Origin of the sequence: Dietzia aurantiaca, from assembly GCF_021033825.1 — a bacterium.
Taxonomy (GTDB): Bacteria; Actinomycetota; Actinomycetes; order Mycobacteriales; family Mycobacteriaceae; genus Dietzia; species Dietzia aurantiaca.
This window is the reverse complement of the sequence record NZ_JAIFXZ010000003.1, coordinates 181,851-203,643: the sequence shown is the minus strand read 5'-3', so window position 1 is coordinate 203,643 and position 21,793 is coordinate 181,851. Positions and strand designations below refer to the sequence as shown.

Sequence of the window (21,793 nt, the reverse complement as noted above, 5' to 3'; positions counted from 1 at the left end):
GGCCCTCCAGAGTCGGCCAACCCCGGGCCGGCCAGTCCCGGGTCAGCTAGCCCCGGGCGGGGCCGCCTGCGGGGGTCAGCCCCGGGCGGGGCCGCCCAGCGTGCGCTGGAGGAGGTCCTCCAGCGTGCGGAACATCCGCTCGGCGCCTTCCTCCTGGTAGGAGGCGGTGTCCGACATGCTGAAGCCGTGCGGAGCGTCCGGATAGGTCTCGTTCACCGCGGTCAGCCCGGCGGCGTCGAGCGCCCGGTCCAGCTCGGCGATCGCCTCGGCGTCGTTGGCCGGGTCGGCGTCAGCATGCCCGAACGCGAACTCGGCCCGGCAGTGCGGCAACAGCAGATGCGGGCTCGCCTCGGAGCCGTCGACGAGGGCCGCGCCATGGAAGCCCGCGGCCGCCACCACATGCTCGGGCCGGAGTGCCGCCGCCCGCACCGCCAGCCGGGCACCCATGCAGTAGCCGGTCACGCCGACGGGCCCCGGGCGCGCGTGCTCGCCGAGGACGTCGAGCCAACGCGCGGTGTCGGGGTCGGACAGGTCCGGCGTATAGCCCTGCACGCGGGGCATGATCACCGGCCCGTACGCCTTCCGGTTCTCGGGGACGGTCAGATCCATCGGCGGGAGCAGTTCCTCGCTGGTGCCGAGCCGGTAGAAGACGTTCGGGGCCAGGACGGTGTAGCCCCAGCCGGCGATCCGGTCGGCCATCTCCTCGATGCGCGGCCGCAGCCCGATGGCGTCGATGAAGAACAGCACACCCGGGCCGGACCCGGTCAGGTAGGCCTCGGCGGTTCCGTCGTCGGTGGTGATCTCGAGTGTGGTTCCCATACGCAGTGCCTACCCGGACTCGGCTGACCCGGCAAGCATTCGGCCATCTCGGCCCCGGAGCGGATGCGCGCTCGGCCGTCAGCGTGCACGGTGGGGGCATGAGTGATTCCACCAACGTCATCGTCGAGCGAGTGATCGACCACTCGGCGGCCGAGATCTTCGAGTGCCTGTCCAACCCGGAGAACCACGCCCGGTTGGACGGCTCGGGCATGGTCCGCGGCGACTACAAGACCGACCGCATCCAGCAGGTGGGCGACGTGTTCACCATGGACATGTACGCCGAGGCCATGGGCGGCGAGTACCGGACCGACAACCACGTCACCGGGTTCGTCGACGACAAGCTGCTCGCGTGGAAGACCGCCCCCGCCGGCACTGAGCCCCCCGGCTGGGAGTGGGTCTGGGAGCTCACGCCCGAGGGGCCCGACTCGACCAGGGTCCGGCTCACCTACGACTGGTCCGCGGTCGACAAGAAGCTCCGGGAGAAACTGTCGTTCCCGGTGGTGTCGGAGAAGCAGCTCGCCGACACCCTGGGCAACCTCGCGGCCGCCGTCGCCGGCTGAGCGGCCACTGCCTGAGCCTCCACTCGGCCGCGGGCTGATGCAGCGCGCGATGTTTAGCCTTGACTCATGAACTCCTTGGTCGAGCCCGAGATCCTGCGGTACGCCGCGTTCGCCGCAGCGGAAGGCGGGGGAAACCCCGCGGGCATAGTGCTCGATGCCGCTGAACTGAGCGATGCGGAGATGTTGCGCATCGCCGCACGAGTCGGCCACCCGGAGACAGCGTTCGTGACGAACATCAGCACCGAGCTGCGCGGTCTGATCGTCGGCATTCGCTACTGGTCGCCGGCCGCGGAGGTGCCGTTCTGCGGCCATGCGACCGTGGCGACCGGCGTCGCGCTGGCAGAGCGATACAGCGTCGAGAGCATCGTTTTCGACACCGAGGTCGGTGAGGTCTCTTTGGCGGTCGAGAACACGGATGACGGTGTCCGGGTGAGTTTCACCAGTGTGCAACCCGAAGGTCGCGCGATGCCGTCCGACGTGACCGACCGAGCCCTCGACCTACTGGGGTTGCGAGCCGGGGACCTGCACCCCGACTTCCCAGCCCGCGAGGCCTTCGCCGGCAACTGGCATCCGATGCTGGTGCTGCGCGACGCTGAGATCTTCAACCAGTTCCGATTCGCACCGGCACCCGTCGCCGAGATGATGAGTGAGCGCGGGTGGGCGGGCACCATCACGGTGTTGCATCCCGTCGCTGACGACGAGTTCGTCGCACGCAACATCTTTCCGGTCGGCCGCATCAACGAGGACCCGGCAACCGGATCCGCCGCTGCCGCCACCGGCGCATACCTGCGCGAGATCGGCCGGGTCCCACTATCCCGGGCAGTGCACATCCACCAGGGTGCCCATGTCGGCCGCCCCAGCCTGCTCGAAGTGTCAATTCCGGAACACAACGGGATCGTTGTGTCCGGTACCGCGAAGCTGATCCTCCATGAGTGATTCGGCGGGTCGGTGGTCGACGGTCAGCGCCCGCAGTATCTCGGCCCAGCGGGTCAGCGGTACCAGATGGCCCTCGCCCGGGTAGACGGTCAAGTGGGCGTGGGCGAGGTGCTCGGCGAGCCACTGCCCGTTGGTCGGTGGGACCATCTCGTCACGGTCTCCGTACCAGAGCAGAACCGGCGCGACGACGTCCTCGACCTGCACCCCCCACGGGCCCACGAACGCCACGTTGTCCCACGCGATCGCGTCCGTGCCCTGGCGCAGCGCCTCACGAAAGTTCACGGCCAGCGCGCGGCGGGCTTCGGGGCGGGCGACCACCTCGGCGTCGCTGGACGCGAACATCCAGTCGATCCAGGGCGCTGCCTCGTCGTCGCGAACCGAGAGCATCGCCCCGAGCGTATCGGCGTTCCCGGTGCGGAAGAGCCCCGCGGCACGAGCCGGATCGGCGGGGAGCTGCGCCAGCGCCTCGAGGTCGTTCGGCGAGAGCGAGTCGTGGGCACCGGGCATCCGGTCGAACGGCGCCAACCCGCCGGCGATCCCCACACGTGAGACGCGCTCAGGCAGCACAGCGGCGGTCGCCAACGCGAACGCGGTACCGCCTGACCACGCCGACACCGCGAACCGTTCCAGCCTCAAATGATCGGCGATCGACTCCGCGTCGTGAGCGATGCCCACCGCGCTGATCGGCGCGGCATCGGAAGCGCCGTAGCCGGGCCGGTCGAAGCCGATCACCCGTACGCCCGCCCTGGCGGCGATCTCGTGGCCGAAATCCGCCTCGAGCCTGGAGCCAGGGGTGCCGTGGAAGTGGATCAGGGGTGCGCCGGACGGGTCGCCGCACTCGTGGATCGCCACCGAGCGAGGCCTGCCAGTGGCCCGATCCTCGATGGCGATCGAGCTGTCGGTCACTTACTGATCTTCCGCAGGGCGCTCTCCTTGTGCATGGCGACGTGGTCGGTCTTGTCGCTGCTGATCTCGTACTGCGGCTCCTCCGGGCTGCAGCGCCGTGTCCGGCCCTTGAACTCCACGTCCTTGGTGTGGACCGCCCGGATCACGCCGCTGACCATCCCCGCCTCGGAGTTCCACTCGACATGGTCACCCTTCGCGAAAGCACTCATGGCCCCAGCCTGCCTTGATGTGGGCGATGTCACCACCGCTCGAATGCCCGGCGATCGCACCCGGCGATTCGGGGCCGTGACCTGCGGCGCGCCTCGTCGTCGTCGACCCCCGCCGATCCCCCGATCCCCGGTTCGCACCGGCTCCGACCTTGCGCACCTCCCCGGCCGGGTACGTAGGGTCGGCGGCTGTCCGACGACCGATGCACGACACGCCAGACCCCTATGGAGGTCACGAAGAATGCAGAAGACCCTCGTCCGAACCCTCGCCGGCGCCTTCCTCGCGGGAGGAGTCGCCGCCGGGGCCGCAAGCCTCGCCACGCCGGCCGCCAACGCCGCCGGACCGGCCGCCTGGGAGCAGGTCGCCCAGTGCGAGTCCGGCGGCAACTGGCAGATCAACACCGGAAACGGCTACTACGGTGGCCTGCAGTTCGCCGCGCAGACCTGGACCGCGCACGGCGGCGGCGAGTACGCCGCCACCGCCGACCAGGCCACTAAGGAGCAGCAGATCGCGGTGGGCGAGCGGGTGCTCGCCAGCCAGGGCGCTGGCGCGTGGCCCAACTGCGGCGGGCCGCTCGGCTGACGCGACAGCCGACGGGCTGGCCGGGTGAATCCGTCCAGCCGAACGCTCCCGGAATCCGCTACCCGCGTTCCGGGCCCGCTACCCCGTAGAGGGCAGCGGACCCGGGCGGAGGGTGGCGGATTCCGCGGTTGTGGGGTTCCGGGCTGTGGTGTCGGAGGGGGCGGCTACTGTCCTGAGACGTGAGCGCCCCCGACCGCCTGTACACCCGCCTTGTCACGCGGGTCGATTCCGCCGAGACGGCGCTGCCCCGCGACGTACAGCGGGACGTGCCGCGCAACGGGCTGCGGCTCGTCGCGGCCAACACGTTGCAGTCGTCGGGGGACCAGATGGTCAGCGCGTCGACCGTCCTGCCGTGGCTGTTCCACGTGATCGGTGTGCCGGCCGCGCTGGTGGGACTGCTGGTGCCGATCCGCGAGTCGGGGTCGATGCTGCCGCAGGCATTCCTCACGCCGCTGGTCGTGCGGGTGCGGCGGCGCAAGTGGGTGTTCGTCACCGGCGCGGGCGTGCAGGCGGCGTCGGTGGCGGTGATGGCCGCGATCGCCGCGCTCGGTCACGGGACCGCCGCGGGCGTGGGGATCCTGGCGGCGCTCGTCGTGTTCTCGCTGGGCCGCTGCCTGTGTTCGATCGCGTCCAAGGACGTCCAGGGGCGCACGATTCCGTCCGGCGAACGCGGGCAGATCATCGGGCTGGCCACCTCCGCCGCGGGGCTCGTGGCCGTCACGCTGGGTCTGGCGATCCGGCTGGTGGGTGGACACGACATCAACGCCGGGCAGATCGCGATCCTGCTGGCGGCGGGCGCGGTGATGTGGACCCTGTCCGCGGCGGTGTACGCCCAGGTCAAGGAGCCCGCGGGGGAGGGGCGGTCGGAGAAGTCCGGTGAGGCCGACGCCTCGGGCTCGGGCTCGGGCGGCGAGGGCGCGTCCGGCTCGTGGTTCGCCGACGCCGCGCGCCTGTTCCGCGAGGACCCCACCTTCCGGAAGTTCATCTCCGTGCGCGGGCTGCTGCTGGTGTCGTCACTGAGCCCGCCGTTCATCGTGTCGATTTCGGTCGCCGCGGGCACCCACGCCCTGACCGGGCTGGGCGGGTTCATCCTCGCCTCGGGCGTGGCGTCGCTGATCGGCGGGCGGATCTTCGGCCGCATGGCCGACCGGTCCAGCCGGCTGCTGATGGCGCGCGCGGCCTCGGCGGCCTCGCTCGTGGCGATCGCGCTGGTCGTGGTGGTGCTCGCGGTCCCCGGCTTCGACGGCGGATCGGCCGCCGGCACGGCCGTGTTCGTGGGCTCCTACTTCCTGCTCACGTTGCTGCACTCCGGCGTGCGGGTCGGCCGCAAGACCTACGTCGTGGACGTCGCGGAAGGGGACACGCGAACCGCCTATGTAGCGGTGGGCAACACCAGCATGGGGATCATCCTGTTGCTGGTCGGCGGCATCAGTTCGGCACTCGCGTTGCTCGGCGTCCAGTGGGCGCTGGTCTTCCTCGCCGTGCTGGGCCTGATCGGCGCTGCCTCGGCGCTGACGATGCCGGACGTCTCCCGCGGCCGGTAGCGGCGCTGCGGCCCCACGAGCGCCGGTCGCCGGGGAACAATGGAGCGTGATCCGCGCGCGACCGAGCCGCGTGCGTCGGGGACAGACCAGAACGACGACGACAACGCGAACAACGAGGAGTCCTCATGGCCGACACCCCCACTCTCTCGGACTTCCGGGCCCGCCTGCTCGACGGAAGCGAGAAGGAGCTCTCGGACTACGCGGGCCGGGTCGTACTGGTGGTCAATACCGCGAGCAAGTGCGGATTCACCCCGCAGTACAAGGGCCTGCAGAAGCTCTACGAGGACTACCGCGAGGACGGGCTCGTGGTGCTCGGCTTCCCCTGTGACCAGTTCGCGCACCAGGAGCCGGGCGACGAGGAACAGATCGGGGAATTCTGCGAACGGAACTTCGGCGTGGAGTTCCCGATGTTCTCCAAGATCGACGTCAACGGCGCCAATGCCCACCCGCTGTACCGCTGGCTCAGATCGGAGAAGTCCGGGATGCTCGGCGGGCGCATCACGTGGAACTTCACCAAGTTCCTCATCGGTCGCGACGGTCGGGTGGTGGGCCGCTTCGGCCCTAACCGGAAGCCGCAGGACCTCGGCGGAGCGGTTGAGGGGGCCCTGCGCGGGTGATCGTGCGAGGGTCTCGTAACGCGTCGGCGCTCAGGATCGATTAAGCTTTCCGCGCACACCCTCCCCTCGAATCTGGAGCCTCATGTCCCTCGGACTCCGTCGCCTCGCGGCCGCCACCGCCGGCGCCCTCACCCTCGCCCTCACCATCGGGTCGATCACGCCCGCCTACGCCCAACTCGACGGCATCGACACCTCCTCGCTCGGACTCGAAGAAGTTGAGCTGATCGGCTCGGTCGCCGGTTCCCTGCCGCTCGGGTCCGCCCTCGGCTCGCTGGGCGCCCTCGGATCCTCCGACTTCCCGCTCGACGGCGCCGGGTCACTGCAGGAGCTCAAGAAGCCGCCCCGCCCGCGCCAGGACACGATCACCGAGTCGAAGTTCGTCGAGATCGACAAGACCGTCGGCGAGTACGAGTACTGGCTGGTCACCTCCGCGGCGATGCAGCGAGAGGTGATCGTCGAGGTCGTTCCCTCGCAGGTCACCGACCAGGGTCCGGCGCCGGCGCTGTACATGCTCGACGGCGTCGACTCGCCGGAGGGCAATTCCGGCTACCGACACCAGGTGCACATCGACGAGATGATGCAGAACGAGAACGTCCACATCGTGGCGCCCACCGGCGCGTACTCGGCGTACTGGGCCGACTGGAACGCCGAGGACCCGACTCTGGGCTACAACAAGTGGGAGACGTTCCTCACCGAGGAGCTGCCCGGCATCGTCGAATCGCAACTCGCGGAGCGCGGGACGCCGACCAACGGCAACAACGCCGTCGGCGGCGTATCGATGGGCGGTCAGGCGGCGATGCACCTCGCGGCCACGCACCCCGAGCTCTACCAGGGCGTCATGTCCATCTCCGGCTACTACTCGACCATGGACGAACTGGGCTACCAATCGATCCGCGGCGCCATCGAGGGCCGGGGTGGCGAGCTCGAGAACATGTGGGGCCCGCGCGGCAGCGACCGCTGGAAGGACCACGACACGATCTCGCACGTGCAGGGCCTCGAGAACACCGCCGTCTACTTCTCCGCCGGCAGCCCCAGGGTCGGGCAGGCGGATATCGAGGAGTACGGGACCGACTACCTCAAGATGACCCTGGGGCTCCTGCTGGAGTCGGGCGTGCGGTCCGGAACCGAGGAGTTCGAGCGGGTACTCGATCGCGAGGGCATCAAGCATCTCGCCGACTACGCCGACACAGGCTTCCACAACTGGCATACCTTTGTGCCGAAGATCAAGCCCGGCTGGGACTACATCAAGTCGGCGCTGTACTGAGCCGCCGGCTCTTTCTGCACCACCTTTTCTCGTCGTCACCGGGCGGCGACACGATCCGCCATCGGAGACACATGAATCCCGCACTGCGCCGCCTCGCGGCCACCACCGCCGGCGCTCTCGCCACCGCCCTGACCATCGGCTCGGCCGGCCCCGCCGCGGCCCAGGACATCGACGTGTCCAGCCTCGGTGAGGGAGGAGTGGAGACGGCGCTCGAGGTGATCGGCTCGCTGCCGGTCGGATCGACCGCCGGGGTCATCGGCTCGGTCGGCTCGGCGGACTTCCCGCTGGGCACGGGCTCGCAAACTCCTCTGTACGGCGAGCCCCGCCCGCACAAGGACGTCGCAGAACCGGGCTTCGTCAGCAAGACGAAGGTCGGGGACTACGAATACTGGGTCGTCGACTCCTTCGCGATGCAGCGGGAGGTCCTCGTCGAGGTGATGCCGTCCAAGGGGGAGGGGCCCGCCCCGGTGCTCTACCTGCTCGACGGTGTCGACTCCCCGGAGAAGCCCTCCGGATGGCGGTCCATGGCCAAGACCGACACGCGGCCGCTCGCGAACGACAACGTCCACGTCGTGGCCCCCACCGGGGCGTACGCCTCGTACTGGACGGATTGGAAGAGCGACGATCCGCTCCTCGGAAACTACAAGTGGGAGACGTTCCTCACCGAGGAGCTGCCCGGGATCGTCGAGTCGCAGCTGAAGGTGACCGACAAGGCGGCGGTCGGCGGCATCTCGATGGGCGGCCAGGCGGCGATGCACCTCGCCGCGACATACGACATGTACGACGCCGTGATGTCGTTCAGTGGCAACTACTCCACCATGGACCCGCTCGGCTACCAGACGTTGCGCATGACCGTCGAGACGCGCGGCGCCGACGTCCAGAACATGTGGGGCCCGCACGGCAGTGACCAGTGGCGGGAGAACGACACGATCTCCCATGTAAGCGGCCTGGATGGCAAGAGCGTGTTCTTCTCGGCAGGGAGCGGAGTCATCGGGCCCGACGACCTCGCGGCGTACAAGGGGGACGTGCAGTCGCTGGCCGTGGGCGTGGTTCTCGAGCGCGGAGTTCTCGAGGGCACCACGGCGTTCGAGCGGGCACTCAACCAGGCCGGTGTCGAGCACGAGGTCGTCTACACCCCGACCGGCGCCCACAACTGGGTCAATTTCATGAAGAACTTCGACGCCGGGTGGGACTACATCAAGCCCGCGCTCCAGGGCTGATCAGGCGAGATACGCGAAGTCACCGGCTCGCGCCCATCGCCCAGAGGGTTCCGCACACGTCTACTCGCGAGATGTGAGCGGAACCCTCTGGACGATAAGACGGCGCGTCTTGCGGGGCGGGGCCGGGGTCACGCCGCGACGCGGAGCCTGCGGCGGGCGAGGTAGTCGCCGATCGAGGCGATCGCCCGCTCCAGAACGCCTGCCTCCGGCAGGCAGACGATCCGGAAATGGTCAGGCTCGGGCCAGTTGAAGCCCGTCCCGTGCGTGACGAGAACGTGCTCCGAGCGCAGTAGATCGAGGACGAACTCCTCGTCGTCGTCGATCCCGTACATCTCCCGGTCGATCCGCGGGAAGCAGTACAGGGCTCCGCGCGGCGGTACGCAGCTCACCCCGGGGATCGCATTCAGGGCGTCCGACGCCATCGCCAGCTGCGACTCCAGGCGGCCGCCCGGGTCGACGACGTCCGCCGGGAGCGCGGAGCCGGGCGTGCCCGCGGCGAGCGCCACCGGGATCGCGAACTGGCCGGGCACGTTGGGGCAGACCCGCATGTTCGACAGCAGCGTGATGCCCTCGAGCAGGTCCGCGGCGTGGTCGAGCGGCCCGGTCGCGGCGACCCAGCCGGCCCGGTAGCCGCACACCCGGTACGCCTTGGACAGGCCGCCGAAGGTCAGACACAACACGTCGCTGCCGGCTGCGAGCGCCGCGTGGTGATGCACGGCGTCGCCGAAGACCAGCTCCTCGTAGATCTCGTCGCTGAGCAGGACGAGTCCGTGGCGGCGAGCGATGTCGGCCATCCCGCGGACCGTCTCCTCGCTGTAGACCGCGCCCGTCGGGTTGTTCGGGTTGATCAGGACGAGCGCCTTGGTGCGAGGGGTGACCTTGGACTCGATGTCCTCCAGCGACGGGTTCCAGCCGTTGTCCTCGTCGGCCAGGTAGTGCACGGGCACACCGCCCGTGAGGTTCACGGCGCCCGTCCACGTGGGGTAGTCCGGCGCGGGAACCAGGATCTCGTCGCCCGGGTTCACCAGGGCCTGCAGGACGAGGGTGATGAGCTCGCTGACGCCGTTGCCCAGGAACACGTCCTCGGCCGAGATCTGGTCGATCCCGCAGCGGCGGTAGTGCTCGGCGACCGCCTCGCGCGCGACCGGGATTCCGCGCGAATCCGAGTAGGCCTGGCCGTCGCCGAGGTCGCGGGCCACGGCCTCGACGATCTCGGGGCGTGCGTCGAGGCCGAACGGGCGCATGTTGCCCAGGTTCAGGCGCAGGATGTCGTGGCCCTCGGCCTCGAGTCGCATCGCCTCGGTGAGGATGGGGCCGCGCACGTCGTAACGGACGTCGCGGAGGCGTGCGGACTGGCGGTACGTGGGCGCCGGGCGGTTGGTGACGGTCGCGGAGTTCTGCATGTGGCCATTCCATCCGCTAAGTGGCACGGCTGGGAAGGTCCACTTCGGACTGAATGGTGAGACCACTTTGTCGAAGGTTCGCGGCGGCCGATACGGGGATCGCTGACGGCCGGTCGTCCGGTGTCGGCGTTGCTCGAACTTTGGTGGCGTCACTGCTATTTTTCCGGGCTGGGTTCGCAGTGATGCCGACGAGTTTCGCACTCATGTCGACAAGGTCCGGCGGGGCCGGGGTCAGCGCCGGCTGTCCCGGCCCGGGCCAGCGGGGCCCGGGCACGCCGCCCCAGGCCCCAGGCCCCAGGCCCCAGGCCCCGGGCCCCGGGCCCCGGCGCCGTCAGACCGTGGGGCCGCGCTGCTTGACGATCTTCTCGGACTCGCCGGCCTCGCGACCCGCAGCCCGCGCGGACGCCAACCGGGTCTCGTGCGCGGTGCGGATGATGTCGGAGTACTTGTCCTTGTGTTCGAGCAGTTCCTCGCGGAACTTCGGCGCCACGGCCTCGGCCTTGCGGGTCCAGTCGTCCATGAGCTGCTCGGCCTGCACGCGGTCGGTGTCGGGGACGTCCGTGTCCTCGGCGAGCTTGGAGTAACGGTAGGCGTAGCGCTCGGCGTTCTGCAGCGCACGCAGCGCCTTGCCCTTGGGGCTGAGCAGCGAGACCGCCACGGTGATCGCCAGGATGATCACGATCACCAGCAGCGAGAGGTTGGTGGGGATCTCCACGACGGCGACGTTCTCGCCCTCGTTGATGAACGGCAGGTTGTTCTCGTGCAGCGCGTGCAGGATCAGCTTTACGCCGATGAACCCGAGGATCGCGGACAGCCCGTAGGACAGGTACACCAGTCGGTCGAGCAGGCCGTCGATGAGGAAGTACAGCTGCCGCAGACCCATCAGCGAGAACGCGGTGGCGGTGAAGACGATGTACGGCTCCTGCGTCAGACCGAAAATCGCGGGGATCGAGTCGAACGCGAACAGGATGTCGGTGGCACCGATCGCCACCATGACCAGCAGCATCGGCGTGAGCAGCCGCTTGCCGTTCTCGCGGGTGAACAGTTTGTCGCCGTCGTAGTGCTCGGAGGCCGGCAGGAACCGCCTGGCCAGCCGGACCATGACGTTGTCGGCCTCGTCCTTGCCCTCCTTGTCCCCGGTGAGCTCGCCCCGGAGTTGCTGGCCGGCGATGAGCAGGAGCGCGATGCCGAACAGGTAGAACACGTCCGACCAGGCCTCGATGATCGCGGCGCCGAGGAGGATGAACACCGTGCGCGAGATCAGCGCGAACGTGATGCCGAACAGCAGCACCTTCTGCTGGAACTCACGCGGCACCTTGAACGACGCCATGATCACCAGGAACACGAAGAGGTTGTCGACGCTCAACGCCTTCTCGGTGATGTAGCCGGCGTAGTACTCGACGGCGTGCGCGGTGTCGCCCACGGCGAAGAACATGAGACCGAACAGCAGGGCCAGACCGACGTAGATCGCGGACCAGACCGCGGCCTCGCGGATGGTCGGCAGGTGCGCCTTGCGCACGTGGAAGAAATAGTCGAAGGCCAACAGGCCCACGATCACCGCGATCGTGATGCCCCAGAGCAGCGGAGTGATCTCCATGGACGGGGAGGGTCCTTTCGTGAGAGACGGCGTGGGACGACAAAGCCCCGTGAGTCTCTCCGCTCACCCGGGCCTTGACCGTTGGTGTGAGCCGCTGTGCCCGGCCGACCCGATCCTCGGGCCCGCGTGCTGACGTCCACAGCGTGATGGATACTCCCCCACTGCCGGTGAATGCTACACGCTGGCGGGCGACTTCTCCGGCCTCGTGACCGCGGTCGCCGCCTACGCTTGGTCCATGTCCCGCACCTCCCGCCCCGGCACCCTGGTCCTGGGGCCGGTGTCGGGTGCCGCGGATCTGGTGGAGGCGATCGTCGAGCGCATCGCGGACGGCGCCCTGGCCGACGGCGACCGCCTGCCGTCCACGCGCACGCTGGCCGAGCAGACGGGCCTTTCGCGCGGCACGGTGGTCCGCGCGTTCGACGAACTCGCCGCCGCCGGCTTCGTGGCCTCCGAACACGGCTCCGGCACCCGCGTCAGCCGGGGCGCTGCGCAGGCCGCCCGCGCGGGTGCCCGGACCCGGCGGAGTGACGGTGCTGCGGCTGAGGCCTCGTCGTCGTCGCCCCTATCCGAGCCCCGTCGGGGGCGATCGCCGCGCGACCTGCGTCCCGGGATCCCGGACGCCGCGCTGGTGGAGGAGCGTGCGTGGCGGTCTGCGGTGCGGGCGGCCGCGGCGCAGGGGCTCGCGGGGGTCAACCCGTGGGAGGAGCCGAGTCCGACGGTGCGCGCGGCGTTGGCGGGGCACCTGCGGCGGCATCGCGGGATCGCCGACGCGGACCCGTTGCTGTTCGACTCGTCGCGCTCGGCGATCGCCGCCCTGTGCGCCGCGTTCGTCGCCGGGCGCGCGCGTGTCGGCCAGTCGCGCCCCGCCGCGATCCCGTTCCACATGGAGGATCCCGGCTACCGCGGCGCGCTGCTCATGGCGCGCGAGCAGGGCCTGGACGTGCACTTTCACCCCGTCGACCCGGACGGCCTCGACGCCGGGTGCCTGGGCGAGACGCCCGCGATCGTGTTCACCACGCCCGCGCACCAGTACCCGCTCGGCCATCGGATGAGCGTCGAGCGGCGGGTCGCGCTGGTGGAGTGGGCGCGGCGGACGGGCTCGCTGGTGATCGAGGACGACTATGACGGCGAGTTCTGCTACGGCGTCGCCCCGTTGCCCGCGCTCGCGACGCTGCCGGGCGCCGAGGGGTGCGTGGCGTACGTGGGCACGTCGTCGAAGTCCGTGGCCCCTGACCTGCGTGTCGCCTGGTGCCTGCCGCCGGCCGGGTTACGCCGCGAGGTCGGGCGGTGGCTGGCGGTGCACCGGCGCGGGCCGTCGTCGCTGCCCGCGGACGCGCTGGGCGGGTTCATGGCCTCGGGCGCGATGGATCGGCACCTGGCGCGGGCGGCGCGGGTGTACAACGATCGGCGCGCGCGCCTGGTGGCGGCGCTGGCGCGCGAGTGCCCGACCGTGGACGTGTCAGGCGTAGAGGCGGGGCTCCACCTGTGCGTGATGTTGCCTGGGTATGACGACGACGACGTGGTGCACGCACTCGAGCGGGCCGGGTGGCGGACGCGCTCGCTGAGTAGCCAGTCCGCGCGGCATCCGGTGTCGGGGCTGGTACTGAGCTATTCGCGGCTGGTCGCGCGGGATGCGGATTCGTTCGCTGTGGCGCTGCGCGAGGTGCTGGCGGCGACGAGTTTGGGCTGATCCGCATCGGCGGGCGCTTCCCATCGCCGCGTCGCTGCTGCCCACCGCTGCCCACCGCTGCATCGCCGCTCCTTTCCCCGGTTGCAAGACATGCCCTCGCGACTGCAAGACACCCGGTGCGATTCTGACCCCGTTCGTCGCACCTGTGGTCTTGCAAACTGGGAGCAATGTCTTGCAACCGAGGGACGCGGGCATGTTTCGGTGCTTAGATTCTGACAGTAGTCAGGTCGCCGCCCGGCGGCCCGGCAGATCGCCGTCCGGGCATTGTGAGCAGGAGCGTGGAGCACATGGAACAGCAGTCACTCGCGGGCAAGGTCGCCTTCATCACCGGCGCGGCCCGGGGCCAGGGGCGCAGTCACGCGGTGGAGCTGGCGCGGCGCGGGGCCCGCATCCTCGCCCTCGACATCTGCGACGACATCGCGTCGGTGCCGTATGCCCTGGCCACAAAGTCGGATCTCGATCAGACCGTCGCCGAGGTGGAGGCGGTCGGCGGTGAGATCGTGGCGGTGAAGGGCGATGTGCGCGAGACCGCCGACGTCGCCGCGGCCGTGGACAGGTGTGTCGAGGCGTTCGGCGTGCCGGACATCGTCGTGGCCAACGCGGGCATCAACCTCCAGCGCGGGCAGGAGCCGGATGCGCAGGTCGCGTTCATCGACACGATCATGGTCAACCTGGTCGGCGTGTGGAACACCGTCCACGCGATCGCGCCGCTGATGGTCGAGCGGGATCAGGGCGGATCGATCGTGCTCATCTCGTCCACGAACGGCCTGACCGGCCGCGGCGGCGACGGCAGCGGCGCCGTGACCGGGTACACCGCCAGTAAGCACGGCGTGGTGGGCATCATGCGCAGTCTCATGATCTGGCTGGCGCCGCACGGCATCCGCATCAACACCATCCACCCGGCCGGCGTGCCCACCGCGATGGTGTCGCACGCCGAGATGCAGGCCTGGTTCGCCGGCAACCCGGCCGGGCACACGATGGGCAACGCGATGCCGGTGCCGATGCTCGACCCCATCGACATCTCGCGCGCGGTGCTCTACCTGGTGGAGGAGTCGGGACGGCACATCACCGGCATCACGCTCCCCGTGGACGCCGGGTTCACCGGCAAGTAGTGCACGTGGCCTCTGCGGCGCCTGACGCCTGCTGCCCGATCACCTGGCCGCCCCGCCGCCTCGCCGCATCGCCACCCGGCCGCGTCGGGAAGAGGGTTCGGCCCGCATCGCCCGAGTGAGTCTGTGCGCTTTCCGCTTCTCGATGGAGCCCTCGGCTCGGCGTGAGTCGCGCGGCCGGGGCGGGAGTTCATCATGGGGAGCGGACGGTGTGGGCCCCTGAGCGGGAGGCGGCGATTCAGCGCCGGCGGGCGGCCCGGGTGCGCAGCCACCCGGCCAGCACGAGCGCCAGCGCGATCAGGCAGAGGTAGGCCAGCGCCCCGCCACGGCCCCACGCCGGGTCGAGCGCGAGGTCCTGCCCACTGCCGTAGACGCCGTTGAGGAACGGCATGAACCGGGTGAGCACGTCGCCGCGCGGCAGCAGGATCACCGCGTTCTCCACGAGCAGCGACCACACGGTCAACACCGCCACCGCCGCCGGCGCGGAGAGGATCAGCGCGCCGATCCCCAGCCCCACCCCGACCGCGCCGAATGCGTAGACCGGCAGTGCCCACAGGAAGCGCACGCCCTCTGGGGTGAACGCGTCGACCTCGGAGTGGACGCCGGGAAAGAACACGGGCAGCGCGAGCATGGTGAGCATCGTCGCGATCCCGAGCAGGACCGCGGCCAGCCCGCCGAGCACCACCCAGCGTGCGAACATACTGGTCAACAGCCTCGGGGAGGCGTACCGGCGGGTCTCGGCGACCGGCCCGGCCTCGCTCTCGGCCTGGCGGTAGGCGGCCGAGACCGCGAACACGGTCACGCCGATCCACAGCAGCCAGTACACGGAGTTGGCGGTGCTCACCGCGGTCACGCCGAGCAGTCCGTCGCGGGTGTTCAGCGACTCGGACACCGCCGCCACGACCAGCGTGATGAGCACGGGCAGCAGCACGCCGAGTGGCAGCGTCAGCCGGAACAGGAAGCTGCGGGGGCCGCCGATCGCGACGGCCTCACCGGAGATGTTGCGCCACAACACCCGGGCGGGGCGGGCGATGCCCACGACCGCCGGGGCACTCATCCGACCACCGCGTGTCCGAGGGCGACGCGCGGCACGTGTGCGGCGAACGCCTCCTCGAGATCGGTGTGGGAGCCCCGCACCCCGGCGACGGTCCCGGCGGTCACGATACGCCCGTCCTCGATCATCACCACCTCGTCGGCGGTCCGCTCCACCTCGGCCAACGCGTGCGAGGCCACCACCACGCACCTGCCCTCGTCCGCCCACTGCCGCAGGCGCCCGCGCATCCACAGCACGCCGGCCACGTCCAGCCCGTTGAGCGGCTCGTCGAGCAGCAGGGTCCGCGGGTTACCCACCAGCGCGGACGCGATCCCGAGCCGCTGTCGCATGCCGAGCGAGAATCCGCCCACCGGCCGGTCGGCCACGGCGGCCAGGCCCACCTCGTCGAGCAGTGCGTCGGCCCGCCCGGCCGGGATCCCGCCGAGTGCCGCGAGCCACCTCAGGTGCCGGCGCGCGGAGTGGCCGGGGGTGAACGCGTCGGCGGACAGGTGCATCCCCAGGTGTCGTACGGGCGCCTCGAACGCGGCGGGGGCCCGGCCGTCGATGCGCACCGCGCCGGCGTCGGGCCTGGTCACGCCGCCGATGCAGCGCAGCAGCGTCGACTTGCCCGCACCGTTGAGCCCCAGCAGGTAGGTCAGTCGCCCGTCGGCGAAGGTGTGGTCGAGGCCCCGCAGTACCTCGCGGCCGCGGAACGCCTTGGTCAGCCCAGCCACTTCGATCATCGCGCTCAGCCCCCGCACGCGACGGGCAACCCGACGGTCCGCACGCCCTCGCACACCGACTGCGTCGACAGTTTCCAGTTGCCGTCGCGCTGGACGAACACCACCCGTGTGCGGATGCTGGGTCGCCCCGCGGACTCGCTGTGCAGTGTGGCGGTGATGGTGTCGCCGGAGCGCTCGACGGGCCCGGTGATGCGCTTCCAGCCCTGCGGGGCGCGGAAGATCCCCAGGTTGTAGACGGTCTTCGGCACCACGACCCCGTCTGCGCCGGCCTCGAGGTTGCGGGCCTTGGCGGCGTCGTCGGCGGGCGTGGCCACGAGCAGGTGGACGATCGCGTTGAGGTCGTCGAGCGTCGGGTCGGCGGTGGTCACCGCGAAATCGGCGGGCAGTGGGCCGGGCGGCGTCCAGCCGGTCACGCGCTCTCCTGCGGCGGGCCCTGCGTCCGCGGCGCGCGCCTCGCCCTGCTCCTGAACTGCAGGCGCCTCATCCTGCGAGCGGCCGTCCTGAGCCGCGTCACCGACGGCCGCGGGGCTGCCGCCGGGCGTGGGAACCGACGAGGGCGCGGGGGCGGCGCCGGTGGCGGGGGACAGTCCACCGCCGTCCTCGGCCGGCGCGGCCGGGGCAGCCGTGGGGGTGCCCGTAGCCGTGGTGCCGGGCGGAAGGCCTGACGACGACGACAACGCCGCCGCATCGCCGTCCACCACGGTCTGGCCGTCGACACTCACCGACCCTCGCGGGTCCACGGCCACCACGATCTCGGCCGGCGGGGCATCGCTGCGGTGAAGGCCGGCCACTCCCAGGGCCAGGAACAGCGAGGAGACGATCGCGGCCACCGCTCCGGAGACCAGGACGGTCGGCCAGTTGATCTCCCGGCCACCCCGGCTCACGGCCCCGAACCGGCCGCTGTCGCCGAACGCGCCGGGGTTGTCGTCGTCGTTCTGGTCACCATCCACGTCGTTATGGTAAGCCTCACCTAACACTGTGCCAACATCGTCGTGCGACGACCGCAATGCCCTGGTCCGGTCCCGGGGTGGAAGTCGAGCGGATGCGTCAGCGGTTGGGCAGTCCTACGGTAAGCCACCATGGGCACTTCGTACTGGCAGCGCAGCACCATCGACGTCCCCGCAGTCGACATCCCCGCCGACGAGCATGTCGACCTGGTGGTCGCGGGCGCGGGCTTCACCGGCCTGATCACCGCGCTCATGGCGGCGGCGCGCGGCCACTCGGTGGTGGTGCTCGAAGCGCGGACCGTCGGCGCGGGCGCCAGCGGGGCGACCACGGCCAAGGTGTCGGTGCTGCAGGGCACGCGGCTCTCCGCCATCCGGTCACGCCACGGCCTGGACACCGCCCGCGCCTACGCCGACGCCAACCAGTACGGCCTCGACTGGTGGGCAGAGTTCTGCGAGACCCACGACGTGGCCGTGCAGCGCCCGCGGGCGGTGACGTTCTCGCGCGGCCTGCTAGGCGGGTCCGCGCTGGGCCAGGAGATGCGGACCCTTCGCGACCTGGGGCTGCCCGCGCGGTGGTACGACCGGATCGACGTGCCGTTCCCCGCCAAGACGGCGGTCGAGCTGCCGGAGCAGCTGCAGTTCGACCCCGCCGAGGCGCTGGCCGCGCTGGTTCGGGCGGTCGAGGCGCTCGGCGTGCGGATCGTGGAGGGCGCGCGCGTCACCGGCCTCGATGCGCGGGGCAGCGGGGACGAGGCGTTCGTCGACGTGACCGTCGACGCGGTGGCGGGCGATGTCGTCGTCGACACCTCCGACGCCTCGGACACCACGACCGCGCGCGGCGCCACCCGCCGCTCCACCCTCACCGCGCGCGACGTGGTACTGGCCACGGCGACGCCGGCGCTCGACCGCGGCCCGTCCGTGGCGACGATGGAGGCCGAACGCTCCTACCTGTGCGCCTTCGACTACCCGGGAGGGCTACCGGGGGGCATGTACGTCTCCGTCGAGAGCCCGGCGCGGTCGCTGCGCGCGGTCCCGGCCGCGGGCGGCGAGGTGCTGCTCGTCGGCGGCAACGGCCACCGCACCGGCTCGGCCGCCGGGACCGCCGACAAGCTCGACTCCCTGCGCGAGTACGCGGAGAAGCACTTCCCGGGCGCGCGCCTCACGCACGGCTGGTCCGCGCAGGACTACCACCCGGTGACGATGCTGCCCCGCTCCGGACCACTGCCGTGGGGACGCGGGCGGGTCCACTTCGCCGGCGGCTACAGCAAGTGGGGACTGGCGGCGGCGCCCGCGGCCGCGGGGGTCATGGTCGACCGCCTCGAGGGGCGCGAACCGCGTACATCGTTCGGTCGGCCCACGATCACCGGCACCGTCCGCGGCGCGGTACCACTCGCGGCGGGGCTACCGGCGCAACTCGCCGCGACCGCGGCGCAGGCGGTCGTACGGCCGCCACGGCCGAGCATCCGGCCGATGGGCCAGGCCAGGGGCGACGACGACGAGACCTGCCGCGTCGGACTGCTGTGCCCCCACCTGGGAGCCGTACTGAGCTGGAACGAAGCGGAGCGGTCCTGGGACTGCCCGTGGCACGGGTCGCGCTTCTCGGCGTGCGGCGAGCTGCTCGAGGGGCCGGCCGCGCGCGGACTCACGAGGTACGACGCCCACCACGAAGGGAGGACGGGATGAGCCCCGCACATCCCGACAGCAGCACACCACGGCCCACGCGGATCGATCAGCCGTGGGGCGAGCGCACCGCCTACGGGCCCGGCGAGGACTGGCCGGTCCGCGTGGACACCCACCTGGCGGACGGCGTGCGCGAGGAGGCCGTGGACCGCTGGGTCCGGACCGCCTCCATCCTGCATTCCAACGGCGACGCGATGGACATGGCGGTGGTCGACGGACGCATCCAGGGGGTTCGTGGGCGGGCCGGCGACCGCGTCAATCACGGTCGCCTGGGCGTCAAGGACCTCTACGGCTGGCAGGCCAACTCCTCGCCGGACCGACTGACCCGGCCGCTGGTGCGGGAGAACGGCCAGCTGGTCGAGACGGACTGGGACACCGCGATGGATCGGGTCGTCGGCCGGACGCGGGAGCTGCTGGACGAGCAGGGGGCCAGTGCGATCGGCTTCTACACCAGCGGCCAGCTGTTCGCGGAGGAGTACTACACGCTGGGCGTGATCGCCCACGGCGGGATCGGCACCAACCACGTCGACGGCAACACGCGGCTGTGCACGGCCACCGCCGCCGCGGCGCTCAAGGCCTCCTTCGGCTGCGACGGGCAACCGGGCTCGTACACCGACATCGACCACGCCGACGTGATCGCCCTGTACGGCCACAACATGGCAGAGACGCAGAGCGTCCTGTGGATGCGGATCCTCGACCGGCTGGCCGGGCCCAACCCACCCGCGATCCTGTGCGTGGACCCGCGCCGGACCCCGGTGGCCGCGCACGCCACCCTCCACCTGGCGCCGCTGCCCGGCACCAACATGGCGCTGATGAACGCGCTCATCCACGAGCTCATCGAGTCCGGCGCCGTGGACCGCGACTACGTGGACTCGCACACGGTGGGCTACGACTCGCTGGCCGGGCAGGTCGCCGACTGCACGCCCGAGTGGGCCGCCGAGATCTGCGGCGTCCCGGCCGGGCGGATCCGGGAGGCCGCGCGGCTGCTCGCGGGCGCGGAGAAGCTGATGTCGACCGTGCTGCAGGGCTTCTACCAGTCGCATCAGGCCGCGGCGGCGTCGATCCAGGTCAACAACATCCACCTCCTGCGCGGCATGCTGGGCAGGCCCGGCTGCGGCGTGCTGCAGATGAACGGCCAGCCCACGGCGCAGAACACCCGCGAGTGCGGCGCCGACGGCGACCTGGCGGGCTTCCGGAACTGGTCCAACCCGTCGCACATCGACGACCTGGCGTCGGTGTGGAACGTCGACCCGATGGCGATCCCGCACTACACCGCCCCAACGCACGCCATGCAGATGATGCGCTACGTCGAGGACGGCTCGCTGCGACTGCTGTGGGTGAGCGGGACCAACCCGGCGGTGTCGCTGCCCGAGCTGCACCGGATCCGCTCGATCCTGTCGCAGGAGCGGCTCACGCTCGTGGTCCAGGACATCTTCCTCACCGAGACCGCCCAGCTGGCCGACGTCGTGCTGCCCGCCGCCACCTGGGGGGAGAAGACCGGCACGTTCACCAACGTCGACCGCACCGTGCACCTGTGCGAGAAGGCCGTAGAGCCGCCCGGTGAGGCCAGGGCCGACCTGGACATCTTCCTCGACTACGCCCGCCGCCTCGATCTGCGCGGCAAGGATGGCAGCCCGCTCGTGCACTGGCACGATCCGGAGTCGGCGTTCGACGCCTGGAAGGAGTGCAGCCGCGGGCGCCTGTGCGACTACACCGGCCTGACCTACGACAAGCTGCGCGGCGAGTCCGGTGTGCAGTGGCCGTGCAACGAAGAGAACCCGGACGGGACCGAACGCCTCTACACCGACGGCCGGTTCTGGGCCCACCCCGATGTGTGCGAGAACTACGGCCGCGACCTGGTCACGGGCGCCCCGAAGAACGCGCGGGAATACAAGGTGTTCAACCCGGAGGGACGGGCGATGCTCAAGGGCGCGCCGTACCTCCCGGCGCACGAGAGACCTGACGACGACCACCCGCTGCATCTGATCACCGGACGCACGCTCTATCACTTCCACACGCGCACCAAGACGGGTCGGGCACCGGAGCTCGACGCCGCCGCGCCCGAGGTGTGGGTGGAGATCAGCGCGGGCGACGCCGCGGCCGCCGGGCTGACCGCCGGCGACTACGCCGAGATCTCCACCCCTCGCGGCCGCGTCCGGGCGACGGTGCGGATCACCGACATCCGCGACGGAGTGCTGTTCCTGCCGTTCCACTACGGCTACTGGGACACCCCGACCGGCGACGGCCCGGCTCACGACGCGGCCGGTCGGGCCGCCAACGAGCTCACCCTCACCGACTGGGACCCGGTGTCCAAGCAGCCGATCTTCAAGACCGCGGCCGCCCGGATCACGCGGGTCGCGGACTCGGCCACTGCGGCAAAGGCCCACGGGCCGGGGCACCGGGAGTCCAGGAAGGAAGGCGCGCGATGAAACTCGCACCCGTTCTGCACGAACTCCACCACTCCGAGGTGCGGCTGGGTCGGCAGCTTCTGCTGGTCTCCGAGCGGCACGCCGTCGACCACGAGATCCACCACGTCGCCCGGGACATCGCCGAATGGTCGCGCCGCCACCTGCGGCGGATGGCGGAGGTCGGCGTCGACTACGGGCTCGACCTCGACCCGGCTCCCCGGCTGGAGTCCGGGCCGGCCGCCCGAATCCGCGAGAAGGGCTCGGAGTTGATCGGCCGGCTGCGTGCGCCGGAGCTACTCATGCTCGAGGACCTGCGGAACGTGTATGTGGACGCCTCCGGGGTGCAGATGGACTGGTTGCTCCTCGCGCAGGCCGCCCAGGGGGTGCGGCACATGCGACTGCTCGAGCTGGCCGAGGAGTGCCAGCCGGAGACCCACCGCCAGGCCAAGTGGGCGGAAGCACAGCTCAAGTCCCACGCCACGCAGATCCTGGTCTCCTGACCGGGCCCGGTGCCCGGCTGTCAACCCC

The 21,793-nt window shown here is 70.8% G+C and carries 20 protein-coding genes; 12 read left to right on the top strand and 8 right to left on the bottom strand.

The window, feature by feature from the left end; genetic code table 11:
• Positions 1-75 precede the first annotated feature (75 nt).
• Positions 76-819: a dienelactone hydrolase family protein gene (locus K3888_RS05755; protein WP_230929293.1), complete on the bottom strand. Its 744-nt coding sequence runs from the start codon at positions 817-819 to the stop codon at positions 76-78.
• Positions 820-917: 98 nt separating this feature from the next.
• Between K3888_RS05755 and K3888_RS05750 the strand changes: the two genes are divergently transcribed.
• Positions 918-1,379 carry an SRPBCC family protein gene (locus tag K3888_RS05750; RefSeq protein ID WP_230929292.1) on the top strand — a complete coding sequence of 154 codons (462 nt, stop codon included), beginning with the start codon at positions 918-920 and terminating at the stop codon, positions 1,377-1,379.
• A gap of 66 nt (positions 1,380-1,445) precedes the next feature.
• Entirely contained in the window at positions 1,446-2,315 is an 870-nt protein-coding gene (locus tag K3888_RS05745) for a PhzF family phenazine biosynthesis protein (protein WP_230929291.1), read from the top strand.
• On the opposite strand, the gene K3888_RS05740 is transcribed toward K3888_RS05745, so the two are convergent.
• Both K3888_RS05740 and K3888_RS05735 read right to left on the bottom strand, forming a co-directional pair.
• Positions 2,253-3,221 carry an alpha/beta fold hydrolase gene (locus tag K3888_RS05740; protein ID WP_230929290.1) on the bottom strand — a complete coding sequence of 323 codons (969 nt, stop codon included), beginning with the start codon at positions 3,219-3,221 and terminating at the stop codon, positions 2,253-2,255. The two genes, K3888_RS05745 and K3888_RS05740, sit on opposite strands and share 63 nt — an antisense overlap.
• Positions 3,218-3,430 carry a hypervirulence associated TUDOR domain-containing protein gene (locus tag K3888_RS05735; protein WP_230929289.1) on the bottom strand — a complete coding sequence of 71 codons (213 nt, stop codon included), beginning with the start codon at positions 3,428-3,430 and terminating at the stop codon, positions 3,218-3,220. Before K3888_RS05735 ends, K3888_RS05740 begins: the two co-directional genes overlap by 4 nt.
• Before the next feature lie 238 nt (positions 3,431-3,668).
• Here K3888_RS05735 and K3888_RS05730 point away from each other — a divergent pair, with 238 nt between their 5' ends.
• The 5 genes from K3888_RS05730 (at position 3,669) to K3888_RS05710 (ending at position 8,655) form a co-directional block, all read left to right on the top strand.
• Positions 3,669-4,010: a transglycosylase family protein gene (locus K3888_RS05730; protein WP_230929288.1), complete on the top strand. Its 342-nt coding sequence runs from the start codon at positions 3,669-3,671 to the stop codon at positions 4,008-4,010.
• Positions 4,011-4,189: 179 nt separating this feature from the next.
• Positions 4,190-5,554 (top strand): MFS transporter, encoded by a 1,365-nt coding sequence (locus K3888_RS05725; RefSeq protein ID WP_230929287.1) that lies wholly within the window; start codon positions 4,190-4,192, stop codon positions 5,552-5,554.
• 125 nt (positions 5,555-5,679) lie between these two features.
• Positions 5,680-6,171 carry a glutathione peroxidase gene (locus tag K3888_RS05720; RefSeq protein WP_230929286.1) on the top strand — a complete coding sequence of 164 codons (492 nt, stop codon included), beginning with the start codon at positions 5,680-5,682 and terminating at the stop codon, positions 6,169-6,171.
• Between the two features lie 82 nt (positions 6,172-6,253).
• Positions 6,254-7,435, top strand: coding sequence for an alpha/beta hydrolase (locus K3888_RS05715; protein ID WP_230929285.1), 1,182 nt, complete (start codon positions 6,254-6,256; stop codon positions 7,433-7,435).
• A gap of 71 nt (positions 7,436-7,506) precedes the next feature.
• On the top strand, positions 7,507-8,655 hold the full coding sequence (locus tag K3888_RS05710; RefSeq protein WP_230929284.1) for an alpha/beta hydrolase: 1,149 nt from the start codon (positions 7,507-7,509) through the stop codon (positions 8,653-8,655).
• Positions 8,656-8,783: 128 nt separating this feature from the next.
• On the opposite strand, the gene K3888_RS05705 is transcribed toward K3888_RS05710, so the two are convergent.
• Positions 8,784-10,058 (bottom strand): pyridoxal phosphate-dependent aminotransferase, encoded by a 1,275-nt coding sequence (locus tag K3888_RS05705; protein WP_230929283.1) that lies wholly within the window; start codon positions 10,056-10,058, stop codon positions 8,784-8,786.
• A gap of 331 nt (positions 10,059-10,389) precedes the next feature.
• A complete protein-coding gene (locus K3888_RS05700; protein WP_230929282.1) occupies positions 10,390-11,655 on the bottom strand; it encodes a TerC family protein in 1,266 nt (421 codons plus the stop codon).
• A 235-nt stretch (positions 11,656-11,890) separates the two neighbouring features.
• On the opposite strand from K3888_RS05700, the gene K3888_RS05695 reads away from it, so the two are divergent.
• Complete coding sequence (locus tag K3888_RS05695; RefSeq protein WP_230929281.1) at positions 11,891-13,345, top strand: aminotransferase-like domain-containing protein; 1,455 nt, start codon at positions 11,891-11,893, stop codon at positions 13,343-13,345.
• 287 nt (positions 13,346-13,632) lie between these two features.
• The gene (locus tag K3888_RS05690; protein WP_230929280.1) at positions 13,633-14,457 is read left to right on the top strand and encodes a mycofactocin-coupled SDR family oxidoreductase; all 825 of its coding nucleotides are present in this window, start codon (positions 13,633-13,635) and stop codon (positions 14,455-14,457) included.
• Positions 14,458-14,692: 235 nt separating this feature from the next.
• On the opposite strand, the gene K3888_RS05685 is transcribed toward K3888_RS05690, so the two are convergent.
• From K3888_RS05685 to K3888_RS05675, 3 genes are read right to left on the bottom strand one after another with little or no spacing between them, the layout of a single operon-like run.
• Positions 14,693-15,511, bottom strand: coding sequence for a hypothetical protein (locus K3888_RS05685; RefSeq protein ID WP_230929279.1), 819 nt, complete (start codon positions 15,509-15,511; stop codon positions 14,693-14,695).
• A complete protein-coding gene (locus K3888_RS05680; protein WP_230929278.1) occupies positions 15,508-16,230 on the bottom strand; it encodes an ABC transporter ATP-binding protein in 723 nt (240 codons plus the stop codon). Before K3888_RS05680 ends, K3888_RS05685 begins: the two co-directional genes overlap by 4 nt.
• Positions 16,231-16,235: 5 nt before the next feature.
• Positions 16,236-17,180: an MTB12 C-terminal domain-containing protein gene (locus tag K3888_RS05675; protein ID WP_230929277.1), complete on the bottom strand. Its 945-nt coding sequence runs from the start codon at positions 17,178-17,180 to the stop codon at positions 16,236-16,238.
• 129 nt (positions 17,181-17,309) lie between these two features.
• Here K3888_RS05675 and K3888_RS05670 point away from each other — a divergent pair, with 129 nt between their 5' ends.
• The 3 genes from K3888_RS05670 to K3888_RS05660 are packed head-to-tail and all read left to right on the top strand — an operon-like array spanning position 17,310 to position 21,765.
• Positions 17,310-18,860, top strand: coding sequence for an FAD-dependent oxidoreductase (locus K3888_RS05670; protein ID WP_230929276.1), 1,551 nt, complete (start codon positions 17,310-17,312; stop codon positions 18,858-18,860).
• Positions 18,857-21,286: a molybdopterin oxidoreductase family protein gene (locus tag K3888_RS05665; protein ID WP_230929275.1), complete on the top strand. Its 2,430-nt coding sequence runs from the start codon at positions 18,857-18,859 to the stop codon at positions 21,284-21,286. The genes K3888_RS05670 and K3888_RS05665 overlap by 4 nt, the downstream gene beginning before the upstream one ends.
• On the top strand, positions 21,283-21,765 hold the full coding sequence (locus K3888_RS05660; protein ID WP_230929274.1) for a hypothetical protein: 483 nt from the start codon (positions 21,283-21,285) through the stop codon (positions 21,763-21,765). Before K3888_RS05665 ends, K3888_RS05660 begins: the two co-directional genes overlap by 4 nt.
• Positions 21,766-21,793: the final 28 nt, after the last annotated feature.

Excerpts from the sequence above, each read along its gene's own strand:
- K3888_RS05690 (WP_230929280.1), top strand. The coding sequence starts at position 13,633 with ATGGAACAGCAGTCACTCGCGGGCAAGGTCGCCTTCATCACCGGCGCG.
- K3888_RS05700 (WP_230929282.1), bottom strand. The coding sequence starts at position 11,655 with ATGGAGATCACTCCGCTGCTCTGGGGCATCACGATCGCGGTGATCGTG.
- K3888_RS05750 (WP_230929292.1), top strand. The coding sequence starts at position 918 with ATGAGTGATTCCACCAACGTCATCGTCGAGCGAGTGATCGACCACTCG.
- K3888_RS05660 (WP_230929274.1), top strand. The coding sequence starts at position 21,283 with ATGAAACTCGCACCCGTTCTGCACGAACTCCACCACTCCGAGGTGCGG.
- K3888_RS05680 (WP_230929278.1), bottom strand. The coding sequence starts at position 16,230 with ATGATCGAAGTGGCTGGGCTGACCAAGGCGTTCCGCGGCCGCGAGGTA.
- K3888_RS05685 (WP_230929279.1), bottom strand. The coding sequence starts at position 15,511 with ATGAGTGCCCCGGCGGTCGTGGGCATCGCCCGCCCCGCCCGGGTGTTG.
- K3888_RS05715 (WP_230929285.1), top strand. The coding sequence starts at position 6,254 with ATGTCCCTCGGACTCCGTCGCCTCGCGGCCGCCACCGCCGGCGCCCTC.
- K3888_RS05665 (WP_230929275.1), top strand. The coding sequence starts at position 18,857 with ATGAGCCCCGCACATCCCGACAGCAGCACACCACGGCCCACGCGGATC.
- K3888_RS05695 (WP_230929281.1), top strand. The coding sequence starts at position 11,891 with ATGTCCCGCACCTCCCGCCCCGGCACCCTGGTCCTGGGGCCGGTGTCG.
- K3888_RS05670 (WP_230929276.1), top strand. The coding sequence starts at position 17,310 with ATGGGCACTTCGTACTGGCAGCGCAGCACCATCGACGTCCCCGCAGTC.
- K3888_RS05705 (WP_230929283.1), bottom strand. The coding sequence starts at position 10,058 with ATGCAGAACTCCGCGACCGTCACCAACCGCCCGGCGCCCACGTACCGC.
- K3888_RS05720 (WP_230929286.1), top strand. The coding sequence starts at position 5,680 with ATGGCCGACACCCCCACTCTCTCGGACTTCCGGGCCCGCCTGCTCGAC.
- K3888_RS05730 (WP_230929288.1), top strand. The coding sequence starts at position 3,669 with ATGCAGAAGACCCTCGTCCGAACCCTCGCCGGCGCCTTCCTCGCGGGA.
- K3888_RS05710 (WP_230929284.1), top strand. The coding sequence starts at position 7,507 with ATGAATCCCGCACTGCGCCGCCTCGCGGCCACCACCGCCGGCGCTCTC.
- K3888_RS05755 (WP_230929293.1), bottom strand. The coding sequence starts at position 819 with ATGGGAACCACACTCGAGATCACCACCGACGACGGAACCGCCGAGGCC.
- K3888_RS05735 (WP_230929289.1), bottom strand. The coding sequence starts at position 3,430 with ATGAGTGCTTTCGCGAAGGGTGACCATGTCGAGTGGAACTCCGAGGCG.
- K3888_RS05745 (WP_230929291.1), top strand. The coding sequence starts at position 1,446 with ATGAACTCCTTGGTCGAGCCCGAGATCCTGCGGTACGCCGCGTTCGCC.